The sequence below is a fragment of the Arthrobacter sp. Y3221087 genome (assembly GCF_059089905.1).
Genome location: NZ_JBNHFE010000001.1, coordinates 1,994,750 through 2,006,914, shown reverse-complemented (window position 1 = coordinate 2,006,914; position 12,165 = coordinate 1,994,750). Strand labels below are relative to the sequence as shown.

The 12,165-nt window shown below is 67.8% G+C and carries 12 protein-coding genes and 1 pseudogene; 8 read left to right on the top strand and 5 right to left on the bottom strand.

Annotation, left to right across the window (positions count from 1 at the left end; all coding sequences use genetic code 11):
• The first annotated feature begins 43 nt into the window (after window positions 1-43).
• Window positions 44-418 (top strand): cupin domain-containing protein, encoded by a 375-nt coding sequence (locus AC5RUO_RS09575; RefSeq protein WP_133346879.1) that lies wholly within the window; start codon window positions 44-46, stop codon window positions 416-418.
• Between the two features lie 3 nt (window positions 419-421).
• Here the strand turns inward: AC5RUO_RS09575 and AC5RUO_RS09570 are convergent, their stop codons facing one another.
• The gene (locus tag AC5RUO_RS09570) at window positions 422-1,735 is read right to left on the bottom strand and encodes an aspartate aminotransferase family protein (RefSeq protein ID WP_494009037.1); all 1,314 of its coding nucleotides are present in this window, start codon (window positions 1,733-1,735) and stop codon (window positions 422-424) included.
• A gap of 119 nt (window positions 1,736-1,854) precedes the next feature.
• Between AC5RUO_RS09570 and AC5RUO_RS09565 the strand changes: the two genes are divergently transcribed.
• Window positions 1,855-2,793: a 5'-3' exonuclease gene (locus AC5RUO_RS09565; protein WP_494103343.1), complete on the top strand. Its 939-nt coding sequence runs from the start codon at window positions 1,855-1,857 to the stop codon at window positions 2,791-2,793.
• Window positions 2,794-2,962: 169 nt separating this feature from the next.
• Complete coding sequence (locus AC5RUO_RS09560) at window positions 2,963-3,478, top strand: flavin reductase family protein (protein ID WP_494103342.1); 516 nt, start codon at window positions 2,963-2,965, stop codon at window positions 3,476-3,478.
• A gap of 67 nt (window positions 3,479-3,545) precedes the next feature.
• Here the strand turns inward: AC5RUO_RS09560 and AC5RUO_RS09555 are convergent, their stop codons facing one another.
• Window positions 3,546-3,959: a CBS domain-containing protein gene (locus tag AC5RUO_RS09555; protein ID WP_494009040.1), complete on the bottom strand. Its 414-nt coding sequence runs from the start codon at window positions 3,957-3,959 to the stop codon at window positions 3,546-3,548.
• A 279-nt stretch (window positions 3,960-4,238) separates the two neighbouring features.
• Between AC5RUO_RS09555 and AC5RUO_RS09550 the strand changes: the two genes are divergently transcribed.
• From AC5RUO_RS09550 to AC5RUO_RS09535, 4 genes are all read left to right on the top strand, one after another.
• On the top strand, window positions 4,239-4,586 hold the full coding sequence (locus AC5RUO_RS09550; protein WP_494103341.1) for a hypothetical protein: 348 nt from the start codon (window positions 4,239-4,241) through the stop codon (window positions 4,584-4,586).
• A 106-nt stretch (window positions 4,587-4,692) separates the two neighbouring features.
• On the top strand, window positions 4,693-5,211 hold the full coding sequence (locus AC5RUO_RS09545) for a hypothetical protein (RefSeq protein WP_494009042.1): 519 nt from the start codon (window positions 4,693-4,695) through the stop codon (window positions 5,209-5,211).
• A 27-nt stretch (window positions 5,212-5,238) separates the two neighbouring features.
• Entirely contained in the window at window positions 5,239-7,854 is a 2,616-nt protein-coding gene (hrpB, locus tag AC5RUO_RS09540; protein ID WP_494103340.1) for an ATP-dependent helicase HrpB, read from the top strand.
• Between the two features lie 153 nt (window positions 7,855-8,007).
• Entirely contained in the window at window positions 8,008-8,160 is a 153-nt protein-coding gene (locus AC5RUO_RS09535; protein WP_494103339.1) for a hypothetical protein, read from the top strand.
• 20 nt (window positions 8,161-8,180) lie between these two features.
• Here AC5RUO_RS09535 and AC5RUO_RS09530 read toward each other — a convergent pair whose 3' ends face one another.
• A complete protein-coding gene (locus AC5RUO_RS09530) occupies window positions 8,181-8,861 on the bottom strand; it encodes an alpha/beta hydrolase family protein (protein WP_494103338.1) in 681 nt (226 codons plus the stop codon).
• Window positions 8,862-8,931: 70 nt separating this feature from the next.
• On the opposite strand from AC5RUO_RS09530, the gene ligD reads away from it, so the two are divergent.
• Entirely contained in the window at window positions 8,932-9,954 is a 1,023-nt protein-coding gene (gene ligD / locus AC5RUO_RS09525) for a non-homologous end-joining DNA ligase (protein ID WP_133346893.1), read from the top strand.
• Between the two features lie 51 nt (window positions 9,955-10,005).
• Here ligD and AC5RUO_RS09520 read toward each other — a convergent pair.
• Together AC5RUO_RS09520 and AC5RUO_RS09515 are read right to left on the bottom strand one after the other, a co-directional pair.
• Window positions 10,006-11,462: pseudogene (locus AC5RUO_RS09520) on the bottom strand (HNH endonuclease).
• Window positions 11,463-11,604: 142 nt separating this feature from the next.
• Window positions 11,605-12,087 (bottom strand): hypothetical protein, encoded by a 483-nt coding sequence (locus AC5RUO_RS09515; protein ID WP_494009046.1) that lies wholly within the window; start codon window positions 12,085-12,087, stop codon window positions 11,605-11,607.
• Between the last annotated feature and the right edge of the window lie 78 nt (window positions 12,088-12,165).

Sequence of the window (12,165 nt, the reverse complement as noted above, 5' to 3'; positions counted from 1 at the left end):
CCGGACGAACAGCAGCACAACTCTCCGCCAGGAGGAACAGAAAATGACCGCAGTAACGGTCAAAGCCCTTGAGTCAAAGTCCTTCGACGAGCCCGACGAAAAGCGCCGGCCGCCGAAGACGCAGGTTGATGTGGTCACCCTCGGAGACACCACACTGGCGAGGATGACTTTCGAACCCGGCTGGCGCTGGTCGGAAACGGTGAAGACGGTGGTCCACACCGACAGCTGCCAGGTCAACCACCTGGGCTTCTGCACGGCCGGGACCTTGACGGTGGAAATGGAGGACGGCACCCGGGCCACGGTCACGGCCGGAGGCGCCTATTCGATCCCGGCCGGCCATGATGCCTGGGTGGAGGGCGATGAGACGTTCGTGGGCTACGAGCTCATGAGCGCCGCCACCTACGCCAAGCCTGCCTGAGGATCAGGCTGCGTACGCATCCGCGGCGGACAGCGCCTCGTCCAGGATGGCCAGGCCCGCCGCGGCGTCGTCGTCATTGACATTCAGCGGGGGAGCGACGTGCAGCCGGTTGCCCAGGACCAGAGGCAGCAGGGCCCGCTCCAGGCAGCCCTTTGCCACGGCAGCCATCGGCGCGTTCGTCGGGCCGACGGCGCCCGGCGGCACCAGCGGCTCCCGCGTCACCGGGTCACGCACCAGCTCCAGGCTCCACAGCCCGCCAATGCCGCGCACGTCCCCGACAACCCGGTGCTTGCCGGCGAGCTCCCGCAGGCCGGGCCCCAGCACCTCGGAACCGAGGCGGGCAGCGGCTGCAACGGTGTTCTCGTCGCGCATCGCCGAAATGGCGCCCACGGCAGCCGCGCAAGCCAGCGGGTGGCCGCTGTACGTGAGGCCCGCCGGGTAGGGGCGGGTGGTGAACAGCTCGTAAAGAGCATCGGAGATCAGGACCCCGCCCAAGGGCACGTACCCGGAGTTGACACCCTTTGCGAACGCCATCAGGTCCGGTGCCACACCGGCATGGTCCACGCCGAACCAGGCCCCCGTGCGGCCAAAACCGGCCATTACCTCGTCGGCAATATAGACAATGCCGTGCCGGTCGCAGAGCTCGCGGAGCCCGCGCAGGTATCCCGGCGGGGGTACGATGACGCCGGAGCTGCCTGTTACCGATTCCAGGACCAGCGCGGCAATGGTTCCGGGGCCTTCGAGCAGGATCACCTGTTCCAGGTGGGCCAGGGCGCGATCACATTCTTCCTCTGGCGTCGTCGATCCGAACGCCGACCGGTACAGGAATGGTCCAAAGAAGTGGACAGCGCCGGCCGTTCCGGTGTCAGAGGGCCAGCGGCGGGGGTCGCCCGTAAGGTGGATCGACGTCGTCGTCGAGCCGTGGTACGAGCGGTAGGCGGCGAGCACCTTAGGCCGCCCTGTGAAGAGCCGTGCCATCCGCACCGCATGCTCGATGGCCTCCGTGCCGCTGTTGGTGAAAAGGACATGGCCCAGGCCCTCCGGAGCCACGTCCACGATCAGGCGCGCCGCTTCTCCCCGCACATCGGAGGCCCAGCCGGGTGCCAGCGTGCAGAGCCGGTCCGCCTGCTCCCTGATCGCCGCTACGATGCGCGGATGCTGGTGGCCGAGGTTGGCGAACACCAGCTGCGAGCCGAAGTCCAGGTATCGCCGGCCGCCGTCGTCGAAGACATGGCTTCCGGAGCCCCCCACCAGCGTCGGCACGTCTCGCGGCCCCTGCACCGCCCAGGGATGGAACACCAGGTCGTCGAGATTCATGCCACCCTCCGTTGCGCTCCGCATCAGGCCCGGTATGACCTGCTTGCATCCTATGCCTGGCAGCGGCAGACCCGCGTGGGCGGCTGCAAACCCCGGCAGATCCGTGTCAGGATGCAGGTATGCCGGACCGCCTGATGCTGCTGGACACTGCCTCCCTGTATTTCCGTGCCTTCTTCGGCATGCCCGACACGGTCCGCCGGCAGGACGGAACACCTGTCAACGCGGTCCGCGGGCTGCTGGACATGATCGCGAGGCTGGCCACCGACTACCGGCCCACGCACCTTGTGGCCTGCTGGGATGATGACTGGCGTCCCCAGTGGCGCGTGGACCTCATTCCGACCTACAAGTCGCACCGGGTGGCCGAGGCCGTCGTTGACGCCCCGGACGTCGAGGTTGTCCCGGACGCGCTCGAGGCACAGCTTCCCATGATCCGCGAGGTGCTGGGCCTCGCCCGCATCGCCATCGTGGGTGCCGCTGAGCATGAGGCCGACGACGTCGTGGGCACCTACGCGAGCAATGCGCCCTTCCCGGTGGACGTCGTCACCGGCGACCGCGACCTTTTCCAGGTGTGCGACGACGGGCGGCAGGTCCGCGTCATCTACACCGCCCGCGGGATGCGGAACCTCGAAGTGGTCACCGAGGAAACGGTGGTGGCCAAATACCGGGTGCTGCCGCAGCAGTACGCCGACTACGCCACCCTCCGCGGCGACGCCTCCGACGGGTTGCCTGGCGTTGCCGGAATCGGGGAGAAGACGGCGGCTTCCCTGCTCCTGAAGTACGGCACCCTTGAGGGGCTGCTGGAGGCGGCAGAGGACGACGGCAGCGGACTGGCCGGTCCGGTCCGGGCCAAGCTCACCGCTGCCGCCGACTACCTCAAAGTAGCTCCCGCCGTCGTCCGGCTGGTGCGGAACCTCGAACTGCCTGGCCTTGAGGAGGCCGGCGCGCGACTGCGGCCGGTGACCGGGAACCCGCGCGCGGAGCTGGAGCGGCTGGCGGCGGACTGGAACCTGGGCGGCTCCGTGCGGCGGCTCCTCGACGCGCTCGACCGGACGGCGTAAGACCGCCGCATCCCGGGCGTAACACTGGCCGGCGTGTGACGGCCGGCGTCGCGCAATGACCCGCCATGACGGCCCGTTGCGGGACGCGTCGGAGCGTTGCAAAGACGCTTGATCACGGTGCCGGGCCTTTGGTTTGGTGAGGTGACGATCCAAGTGAGAGGCCACGCCCATGACATTCACCTCCGACCTGGCACCCCGCCGGCTACGGGACATTTTCGGCACCTTTGCCACCGGCCTGACGGTCATCACAGGCTCCACCGGGAACGGGCCGGCCGGGTTCACCTGCCAGTCCTTCGCCTCCTTGTCCCTGGAACCTGCCTTGGTCACCTTCAACCCCGCGAGGACATCAAGCACCTGGCCGGTGTTGAGGAAGGCCGGCTCCTTCACTGTCAATATCCTTCCCGCAGAGCACCAGCACCTGGCCGCGCAGTTCGCCCGGTCCGGCTCGGACAAGTTTGCCGGGGTCAGCCACCGCACATCGCCGCTGGGCAACCCCATTCTTGACGACGCCCTTGCCTGGATTGATTGCGAACTGCACGCCGAATACGACGGCGGGGACCACACCATCGTGGTGGCGGCCGTGCGGCACCTTCGTGCCCGCCGGAACGCCGAGCCGCTGCTGTTCTTCAAGGGGCGATATGCAGGACTGGCACCGGCGGAGCGACTCCTCGAGGCTGCCGGCTGACCTGCCTGTCAGGAACAGAAAGCTGCCGCAGCCGTGGATGGCTGCGGCAGCTTTCTGTTCCTGGTGATCAGTAGGAGATGAAAGCCACCAGCTCGCCCACCCGGTCCTCAGGGTAGTTCTTGGCGATATCGCCCTGGCTGAGGACGCCGACGAGGTTGTGCCCGTCAATAACCGGAAGGCGCCGCACCTGGTGGTCCTGCATGGTCCTGATCGCCTCTTCGATGGAATCGTCGGCACCGATGGTCACAGGCTTGCCCTGGCCCAATTCCCCGGCTTTAACTGACCGTGGGTCGCCACCTTCCGCCAGGCATTTGATGACGATGTCCCGGTCTGTCAACATGCCCTTGAGCCGGTTGTCCTCGCCACAGATGGGGAGCGACCCAACGTCGAGGTCCTTCATTTTGCGGGCGGCCGCCTCCAGAGTCTCGTTCTCGCCGATGCACTCCGCGCCGCCGGTCATGATTTCCCGTGCCGTTGCCATGATTGTCTCCTGATGCCATACCTCGTGTGATTTTTTGCCTCCCGGAAGGCCCTGCGGAAAGCCGCTGCCAGCTGCGGATCCGAAGACCGAACCGTTGGAAAAATGCTAAGCCTACTGATTATTACTGTCCAGAGCCGGCGGGTGTTCTTCGCGCCGGTCCGCGCAGGCGCCGGCGGCTTTTCGCTGAGACTCCCTTCTTGCACGTCCTGAGTTAGGTAGTAAGCTTGCTGAGCATTACTAGTAAGCTTGCTGATGAATCGGATGATGGAAGCAGGAGTAATGGGCACAGTGTTTGCGGTTGCCTTGTCAATCACGCTGACGGCCGGGGGAGCCGCGGTGGCAGCAGGCGCCCCCTTCGGCGGCGCTGCAGGCCTGGGTGGCCAGTATCTCGCCGGCCACGTCCTGCTGGGCGTAGGACTCGGCCACCTGGCGGCAATGCTGCTGCGGTCCGGCCTTCGCAGGATTGTCGGCCGGGTCCGCTCCCGCGCCGGTTCAACCCCTGCGGTGACGGCTGCGGCGTCCGCCCTCCCGGCAACTGAGGCGCCCGAGGTCCGGCTTGCCACTGTGTCCGTGCTGGCACCCAGGCCCGCAGCGGTTCCACCCCTGCGGGGCCGGCATGCGGCCTGACCTGCAGCCTGCCGGGCAGCAGGGTCTTGCGGGAGCGGCACGTCCAGTCAAAGCAAGGTCAGTAAAAGCCCGGCAAGTGGCAGCGGGGCCGGTGCCGGGGCGGCGGGTGCGGACAGCAGCCGCAGCGCTTGCGGCCGCGCTTGCCGTGGCCGCCATTGTCTTCGCGGCGACCACCGGTTTCCGGCCGTCCGATTCGGATACAGCAACGCTCCGGGGCTTCCAGATCAGGGTCCTGAGCATCAGCCAGGCCGCCGCCGAGAACCGGATGGACGGAGCCCTGGCCGCCCTTCAGGCGCTGGAAAGCGACCTGGATGCCGCGGCCCGCGATGGGCGGATTTCAGCACCGCGGCTGCGTGGCATTGAGACAGCGCTGGCGGCTGTCCGCACAGACATAGACGGGTACTTGGCTTCGCAGGCGTCCCAGGCGGGCGCAGCGGCCGCACCGGGAACCAAGGAAACCGTCCCGTCTGAGGCAGCGGACACGCAGCCCCAACCTGTCCAGCAGGTGCCGGATGAGCCGGTCATTGCGCCGCTGCCACCGGCAGACCAGGCCGAACCGCCCGCTGCGGTCCCGGAGGTGGCCAAGGAGAACAAGGGGAAGGGCAAAGCCCAGGGCAAGCAGTAACCACCCCCGACCGGGCAAAATGGACGGGTGACTTTAGCCAGCCGGCAGGAACGGCCCCTCGAAGCTACGGCCTTCGACCTCGATGCCATCGGTGCGGGGCTGGCATTCGCAGGCTCGCTTCGCGCGTTGCAGGATGCGCTTGCCAACGGCACGGCAGTAGTACAAGCGCCGCCCGGCACCGGTAAAACCACCCTTGTTCCGCCCTTGCTGGCAAACCTTGTGCACCCGGCTGGACGGGTGGTGGTGACGCAGCCGCGGCGTGTTGCGGCGCGTGCTGCGGCACGGCGGCTCGCTGCCCTGGACGGGTCCCGGCTTGGCGGCCGGGTGGGCTACACGGTCCGCGGGGAACGGCAGGCAGGAGCGGAAACGCTCGTTGAATTCGTAACCCCGGGCATTCTCCTGCGCCGCCTGCTGGCCGATCCGGGCCTTGAGGACACCGCCGCCGTCGTCCTGGACGAAGTGCACGAGCGCGGCCTTGAGACCGACCTGCTGGTGGGCATGCTGGCCGAAGTGCGGCAGCTCCGCGGTGACCTCACCGTCGCCGCAATGTCCGCCACCCTGGACGCGCCCCGTTTCGCTTCCCTGCTGGGGGATCCCGACGGCGGACCCGCGGCTCCCGTGGTCGAGTGCCCTTCGGTGCTGCATCACTTGGCATTGGCGTGGGTTCCGGGCGGCGGCCTGCGGTTGGACGGCAGGGGAGTGGCGCAGGGCTTCCTGGACCACCTGGCGGAGACCGCGGCACTGGCGCACTCGGAAGTGCTGGCCGAAGACAGCAGCGTGGACGCGCTGGTTTTCGTTCCCGGTGCCCGGGAAGTTTCGCAGGTGGCGGCAGGGCTGCGGCGGCGGCTGGGACCGGCCGTGGACGTGCTGGAACTGCATGGCCAGGTGGGCGCCGCTGAGCAGGACCGGGCGGTGTCGGGACGCAGGCCGGGGGAGAGCCCGCGGATCATCGTTTCGACGGACCTGGCCGAGTCGTCACTGACCGTACCGGGGGTTCGGCTGGTGGTCGATTCCGGCCTGGCCCGTGAACCGCGCAGGGACTCAGGCCGCGGGATGAGCGGCCTGATGACGGTTTCCTGCTCGCGGGCATCGGCAGACCAGCGTGCGGGACGGGCTGCCCGCCAGGGCCCGGGAAGAGTAGTGCGCTGCTACAGCCAGCAGGCGTATGGGGCGTCACCTGCCCACGTAACACCGGAGATCAGAGTGGCGGACCTAACGGGGGCTGCCTTGACGCTTGCCTGCTGGGGGTCCCCTGGCGGTGAAGGCCTGGCCCTTCCTGACAGACCGCCGCGGCAGGCACTCGAGGACGCCGTGGAGGTGCTGCGGGAACTCGGCGCGGTTTCCGCCGACGGGCATGCCACGTCCGCCGGCAGGATCCTGGCCGGGATTCCGGCTGACCCGCGGCTTGCCCGCGCCCTGCTTGACGGTTCCGCAGCCCTCGGAGCCCGGGAAGCCGCCGAAGTGGTGGCGGCCGTGGCCGGCGACCAGCGGGCTCCGGGCGCCGACCTGCCCGGCCTCCTGTCCCGGCTCCGCAGTGACTCCGGCCCCGCCGGGCGGCGCTGGGCCGAAGAGGCCCGGCGGCTGGAACGACTGGCCCGGAACATGTCTTCCGCCCCGCAACCGGCCCTATCCATCGAGGGCGCGGACAGCGCGGCGGTGGGGGCCGTCGTCGCCCTCGCCTTTCCCGACCGGGTGGCCCGCCTGGTACCGGGCGACGGGCCGGCCCGCTACCTGCTTTCCTCCGGGACACGGGCGGGACTTCCTGCCGGAAGCGCCCTGTCCGGGCAGGAATGGCTGGCCGTGGCCGAGGTGTCCCGGGCCGACGGACGGGACTCTGCCGGCACCGGCGCCGTCATCCGGGCGGCGGCACCGTTGACCGGCGAACTTGCCCTGGCGGCCGCGTCCGGCCTGGTCGCGGAGACTGTCGAGGCCCAGTTCGGCCCGGGGCGGGTGACGGCCCGTAAGGTCCGCCGCCTCGGCGCGATCGTGCTTGCTGACACGCCAGTCCGCCCCGGACCGGAGGAGGGCAGGTCCGCAGTTATCGGCGCCCTGCGCAAGGAGGGTCTGGCTGTCCTGGAATGGTCGACGGCGGCCGCGGGCTTGCGCCGCCGTCTTGCCTTCCTGAGGCGGGAACTGGGGGAGCCGTGGCCGGACGTCTCGGACGCGGGCCTCCTGCTGTGCCTCGATGAGTGGCTGGGACCTGAGCTCGAAACGCTTGCGGCAGGGGCCGCCGTCGGGTCCGTGGACCTCGCCCAGCCGCTGCGCCGGCTGTTGCCCTGGCCCGAGGCCGCCAGGCTTGACGACCTTGCCCCGGAATGGCTGGAGGTTCCCAGCGGCTCACGGATCGCCATCGACTATCCCGGCCACGATGAGGACGGCGCCCGCCCGGTGGTGGCCGTGAAGTTGCAGGAGTGCTTCGGACTCGCCGAGTCGCCGCGGCTGCTCGGCGGCACCGTGCCTGTGCTTTTCCATCTGCTGTCCCCGGCCCGCCGTCCGCTGGCGGTGACCGACGACCTCACTTCCTTCTGGTCCGGCCCCTACGGCCAGGTCCGGGCGGAGATGAGGGGCCGCTACCCCAAGCATCCGTGGCCGGAGGACCCCTGGGGCGAGCCTGCCACCGCCCGGACAAAGCAGCGCAGGTAGCCGTTTCGAGTTGCTTCCTGTCTGCGTTGGTGCGGCCGGGTGATAAGTCCGATACAAGATCGAAACGTTGCGTCGACGTGCTGAAACATGCCTTGGCTAGGCTCACAGGTACATGGACAGCGTGGTCCATTCAACTTATGGAAGGACGTAAAGATGTTTCTCTTGAACAGCCTTAGCCTCTTGCTCGACGGCCGGCGCAGCGACGACGCCTGGTCTTCCAGCGGGAGCACCGGAAAAACGGATTTCCCCGAGGGACAGCTCACCTCCACAGCCTGGGAGGGCTGGTGGCACGAGGAGGCCGCGTAGCGGATGCTGCCCCGGGGGGCCTAGTGTCCGCTGGCGCGGATGAACCCGGCGACGGGCGCTCCCAGCGAAGCCCCTATCTCGTCCGCCTGGCGTTTCTGGCCAGCAACGGCGAAGGAATGGTCGCCGCCCTCCATCCACTGAAGTACAGCTGACGGCCCGATGCGGGAGACTACGCCCTCGAGGATTTCGGGTGTGGCAAAGGTGTCGCGGGTGCCCTGCAGGAACAGCATGGGGGTGGTGATCCCGTACAGGTGCTCGTCACGCAGTTTCTCTGGTTTACCCGGCGGGTGCAGGGGATACCCCAGGTAGATGAGCCCGTCGGCCGGCATCCCGTCCGCCACCGCCATGGACGCCATCCGGCCGCCAAACGACTTCCCGGCAGCCCAGAACGGGCCGGAGCCTCCATACGCGGCAGCCTGACCGACAGCCTCCGCCATGGCGGCCCGCCAGGTGGCGATGGCCGCGGGAGGCCGGTCAGGAAACCGGCGCCCGGCTTCACGGTACGGGAAGTTGAACCGAAGGGTAGCCAGTCCCAGGGCATTAAGGGCCCCGGTGAAGCCCCGGAGGAAAGGATGTTCCATTCCGGCTCCGGCACCGTGGGCGACCACCACCGTAGCCCAGTGCTCTTCGGGGCAGGCATAGGCCGCGGAAACCTTGGTCCCGTCCACGTCAAGGGAAAGGTGTGTTTCGGCATCGGGCATGACTCCATCATGCCTGACCGCGGCGGCTGAAATGTGCCGCCTTCAGGACGGCGGGGTGTACGTTGTCCCCATGGCGAGCGAACAGACCACCATCACGGTCCAGGGTCCCCACGGCGAACGCGAGATGCGCATTTCCAGCCCCAGCCGGGTCCTCTGGCCTGACTTGGGACTGACCAAGCTGGACCTGGCCCGCTACATCTGCGATGTGGGGGAGGCCTTCATTGCCGCGAACGGCGACCGGCCCGTGTCCCTGCAGAGGTACTCAGACAACATCAACGGGGAAATGTTCTTTTCCAAGAACCCGCCTAAAGGCACCCCGGACTTCGTCCGCTCGGTCAAGGTGGTTTATCCCAGCGCACGCTCCCATCCGCAGCTGGTGCTGGATGAGCCTGCGGCGGCCGTGTGGGCAGTCCAGATGAACACAGTGGTGTTCCATCCCTGGCCGTCCCGCACAGAAAACACTGACAACCCGGACCAGTTGCGGATCGACCTCGACCCGCAGCCGGGAACAGATTTCGACGACGCCGTTCCGGCTGCGCTGGTCCTCAAGGAAGTGCTGGCGGAAGCGGGCCTGGACTGCTTCATCAAGACGTCAGGAAACCGGGGCCTCCATGTTTACGCGCCCATCGCGCCCGTGCGCGAGTTCCTGGATGTCAGGCACGCCGTGATTGCCGCGGCGCGGGAAGTGGAGCGCCGGATGCCGGACAAAGTGACCACGGCCTGGTGGAAGGAGGAACGGGGCCAGCGGATTTTCCTCGACTTCAACCAGGCCAACCGGGACCGCACCATTGCCGGCGCCTACAGCCCGCGCGCCTTGCCGCATGCGCCGGTCTCCTGCCCCATCACCTGGGATGAGCTGGGGAACGCCGATCCGAAGAACTTCACCATCCTCACTGTTCCGGAGCGCCTGCGGACCACCGGCGACCCCTGGGCCGATTTCCACCGGAATCCCGGCAGCATCGACACCCTGCTGGAGTGGTGGGAACGCGACGTCAAAGACGGCCTCGGTGAACTGCCCTTCCCGCCGGACTACCCAAAGATGCCCGGCGAGCCGCCACGGGTACAGCCAAGCCGGGCCAAGAAGCAGGACTGATTCTTAACCGCCACAGCTCCTGCTGGGAACCCCGCCGCAGCCCTGTTCGCGCTAATCCGGGGGACCTGCCCTGCCCAACACCTGGACCGAGCTTTTCACAGCAGCGTGTCCCAGGATTGGTGCCCCTAATTGGGTAGGGTTGCCGCATTTGATAGGTCTGTCCCGCAACCGGCCGCTTGCGGGAGCTGCGGCCGCTGCTGGTCCGCCGCCAGGCAATGGCGGCGCTGTAGATCGGTAGAGATGCCCGGTGGGTGTTCGGGTTTGGACTGTGTGCCGGAGGCGCGGTGTCAGTAGCGGTTTTGCTGTCCAGCCGGGGGCTTCTTTGGTGTGGTTGCAGGCTTCGCAGAGCCCTTGGCCGTTCTTCGCGGTGGTGGTTCCGCCGTTGTGCCAGGCGGTGATGTGGTCGTGGTGGCGGATGGGCGCGTCGCAGTACGGTGTGCGGCAGGTGTCATCCCGGACCTGGAGGAAGCGTTTGAGCCCTGCCGGGAAGAGCCTGGCCCGTGAGTCCATCGCGACCAGTTCTCCCGTTCCGGGTGCGGTGAAAAGCCGACGGACCCAGGTTGGCAGGTCGCGCATGCCATGGGCGTCGGCGCCGGAATGTTCGGGGCTGACGAGGAGTGTGCGGGCGGTCTCGGCGGGGATGATGCCGTAGCCGGGGATCCTGGCCGGTTCGCTGTCGCCCTGGAACAGGGCCCGGTCGGTCATCACGACCTGAAGGTCGATGCCGGTGATCCCGCCCGGAGTTCCGGTGACGCGTTCGACCAGGGTGTCGGCCATGACCTGCCCGCGGGACCGTTCATCCCCGGCCGACCGGGCAGCATCGGCCTCCTGGGCCAGCGCGGCGTAGGCGGCCACGCCCTGGGCGACGGGCAGCAGCGCGGTCAGGTACGTCATCGTGTCCGGAGCCGGCCGCAGCGATACCCTCCGCTCCGTCACAGCATGGGCTGGCCGCTTAGCAACAGAACGCGGGTCACGCCGGTACGCTGCGGTGCGGACGGCGCTGGTGATGGCCCGGTCCCCGGCCCCGTCGAAAGTGCCGGTATCGGCGGCCAGTTCCTCATCGACCGCTGCCCGGTCCTCCACGGTCAGGCAAGCTGTCTCTTTTATGATCAGGGTGGTCCGCCACTCGTTCAAATGCCCGGACCGGAACGCCCAGCGTCCGCGGCATCCCCGTTAGCGCCTTCGCCATCCCAAGGAGTCGTCCGCCCCGGAGTGGCGATTCCCGGCCGCGCCAGCGCAATCTGCGCAGCAACACCTACTCCCAGTTCCTCGGCCGGAACACCCGCCGCGGCCTGCTCCCGCCGCTGGTACAGGTCAAAGGCAACAGCGATATCGGCCTGCCGGGCGCCGGCCAGGGACTTAAGGTCCTCGAGCTGCCGCAGCTGGTCAATCATCCCCGGACCATCAGTAGCGACAGGCACCCAAGCGAGCAGAGCAAGCACATCCGCGATGGTCGGGACACCGCCGCGCCCCGCCGTTACCTCTCCCGACGCCCCAACCGCTTCCATAAACAAAGTCTTCCAGCGACCCCTGACAATCCGGTCCAGGCAAGAGCGCTATGTGGAAAACCATCCGTGCCTCGACGTCGTTTCCTTCACCGCAGGATGCTCAAGGCCCGCTCCGCTCGGAGCGGGCCTCAAGTAACCTGGCTTAGTTGGTGGTGCAAGTCCCGGTGCTGTGGTTGTAGCCGTTTGCGCCGTTGACCTCGACGTAATTTGTGTCCAGTACGCAATTCAGGCCATCTGAGTAGGACAGAATGTCCCAACCATCGACCCTGGTCACCTTCGGGTCAAAGTAAACGGTTCCGTCCGGAACGACTATCGACGATCCGAAAACGGCAACGTATCTCCGTGCCCCATCACTTGACCACGAGCCGCCAGGGTAAGTCGTGGCATCCGAGTACTCCCGGTACCCCTGGAGGATTGCAGTGCCCGACGGTGTAACCACTTTGATCCGGCGCTCTTCCATGGTCAGGCACGTGATGACGCCGGGCGCTAGTTCAGTGCATTCGCTGGAGGACGTCGTTTCCGTGCCTTCGGTGCTGGCCGCATGGGCCGGGAGTGGTGCGGCGACTGCCAGGGCCGCGACGACGGCCCCACAGGCTGAAAGGCGGAGCAGGTGTTTGGTGCGCATGAGACGATTCCCCCATTTAGTTGGCGGCCCCAGCGGCCGCTCGTGGAGCCTATCAGCCTGACCCTGATGGCCCGCCGT

Bases quoted from the DNA above. Each gene is read 5' to 3' on its own strand.
- AC5RUO_RS09565 (WP_494103343.1), top strand. From the start codon at position 1,855: ATGCCGGACCGCCTGATGCTGCTGGACACTGCCTCCCTGTATTTCCGT.
- AC5RUO_RS09550 (WP_494103341.1), top strand. From the start codon at position 4,239: ATGGGCACAGTGTTTGCGGTTGCCTTGTCAATCACGCTGACGGCCGGG.
- ligD (WP_133346893.1), top strand. From the start codon at position 8,932: ATGGCGAGCGAACAGACCACCATCACGGTCCAGGGTCCCCACGGCGAA.
- AC5RUO_RS09535 (WP_494103339.1), top strand. From the start codon at position 8,008: ATGTTTCTCTTGAACAGCCTTAGCCTCTTGCTCGACGGCCGGCGCAGC.
- AC5RUO_RS09560 (WP_494103342.1), top strand. From the start codon at position 2,963: ATGACATTCACCTCCGACCTGGCACCCCGCCGGCTACGGGACATTTTC.
- AC5RUO_RS09530 (WP_494103338.1), bottom strand. From the start codon at position 8,861: ATGCCCGATGCCGAAACACACCTTTCCCTTGACGTGGACGGGACCAAG.
- AC5RUO_RS09515 (WP_494009046.1), bottom strand. From the start codon at position 12,087: ATGCGCACCAAACACCTGCTCCGCCTTTCAGCCTGTGGGGCCGTCGTC.
- AC5RUO_RS09570 (WP_494009037.1), bottom strand. From the start codon at position 1,735: ATGAATCTCGACGACCTGGTGTTCCATCCCTGGGCGGTGCAGGGGCCG.
- AC5RUO_RS09555 (WP_494009040.1), bottom strand. From the start codon at position 3,959: ATGGCAACGGCACGGGAAATCATGACCGGCGGCGCGGAGTGCATCGGC.
- AC5RUO_RS09575 (WP_133346879.1), top strand. From the start codon at position 44: ATGACCGCAGTAACGGTCAAAGCCCTTGAGTCAAAGTCCTTCGACGAG.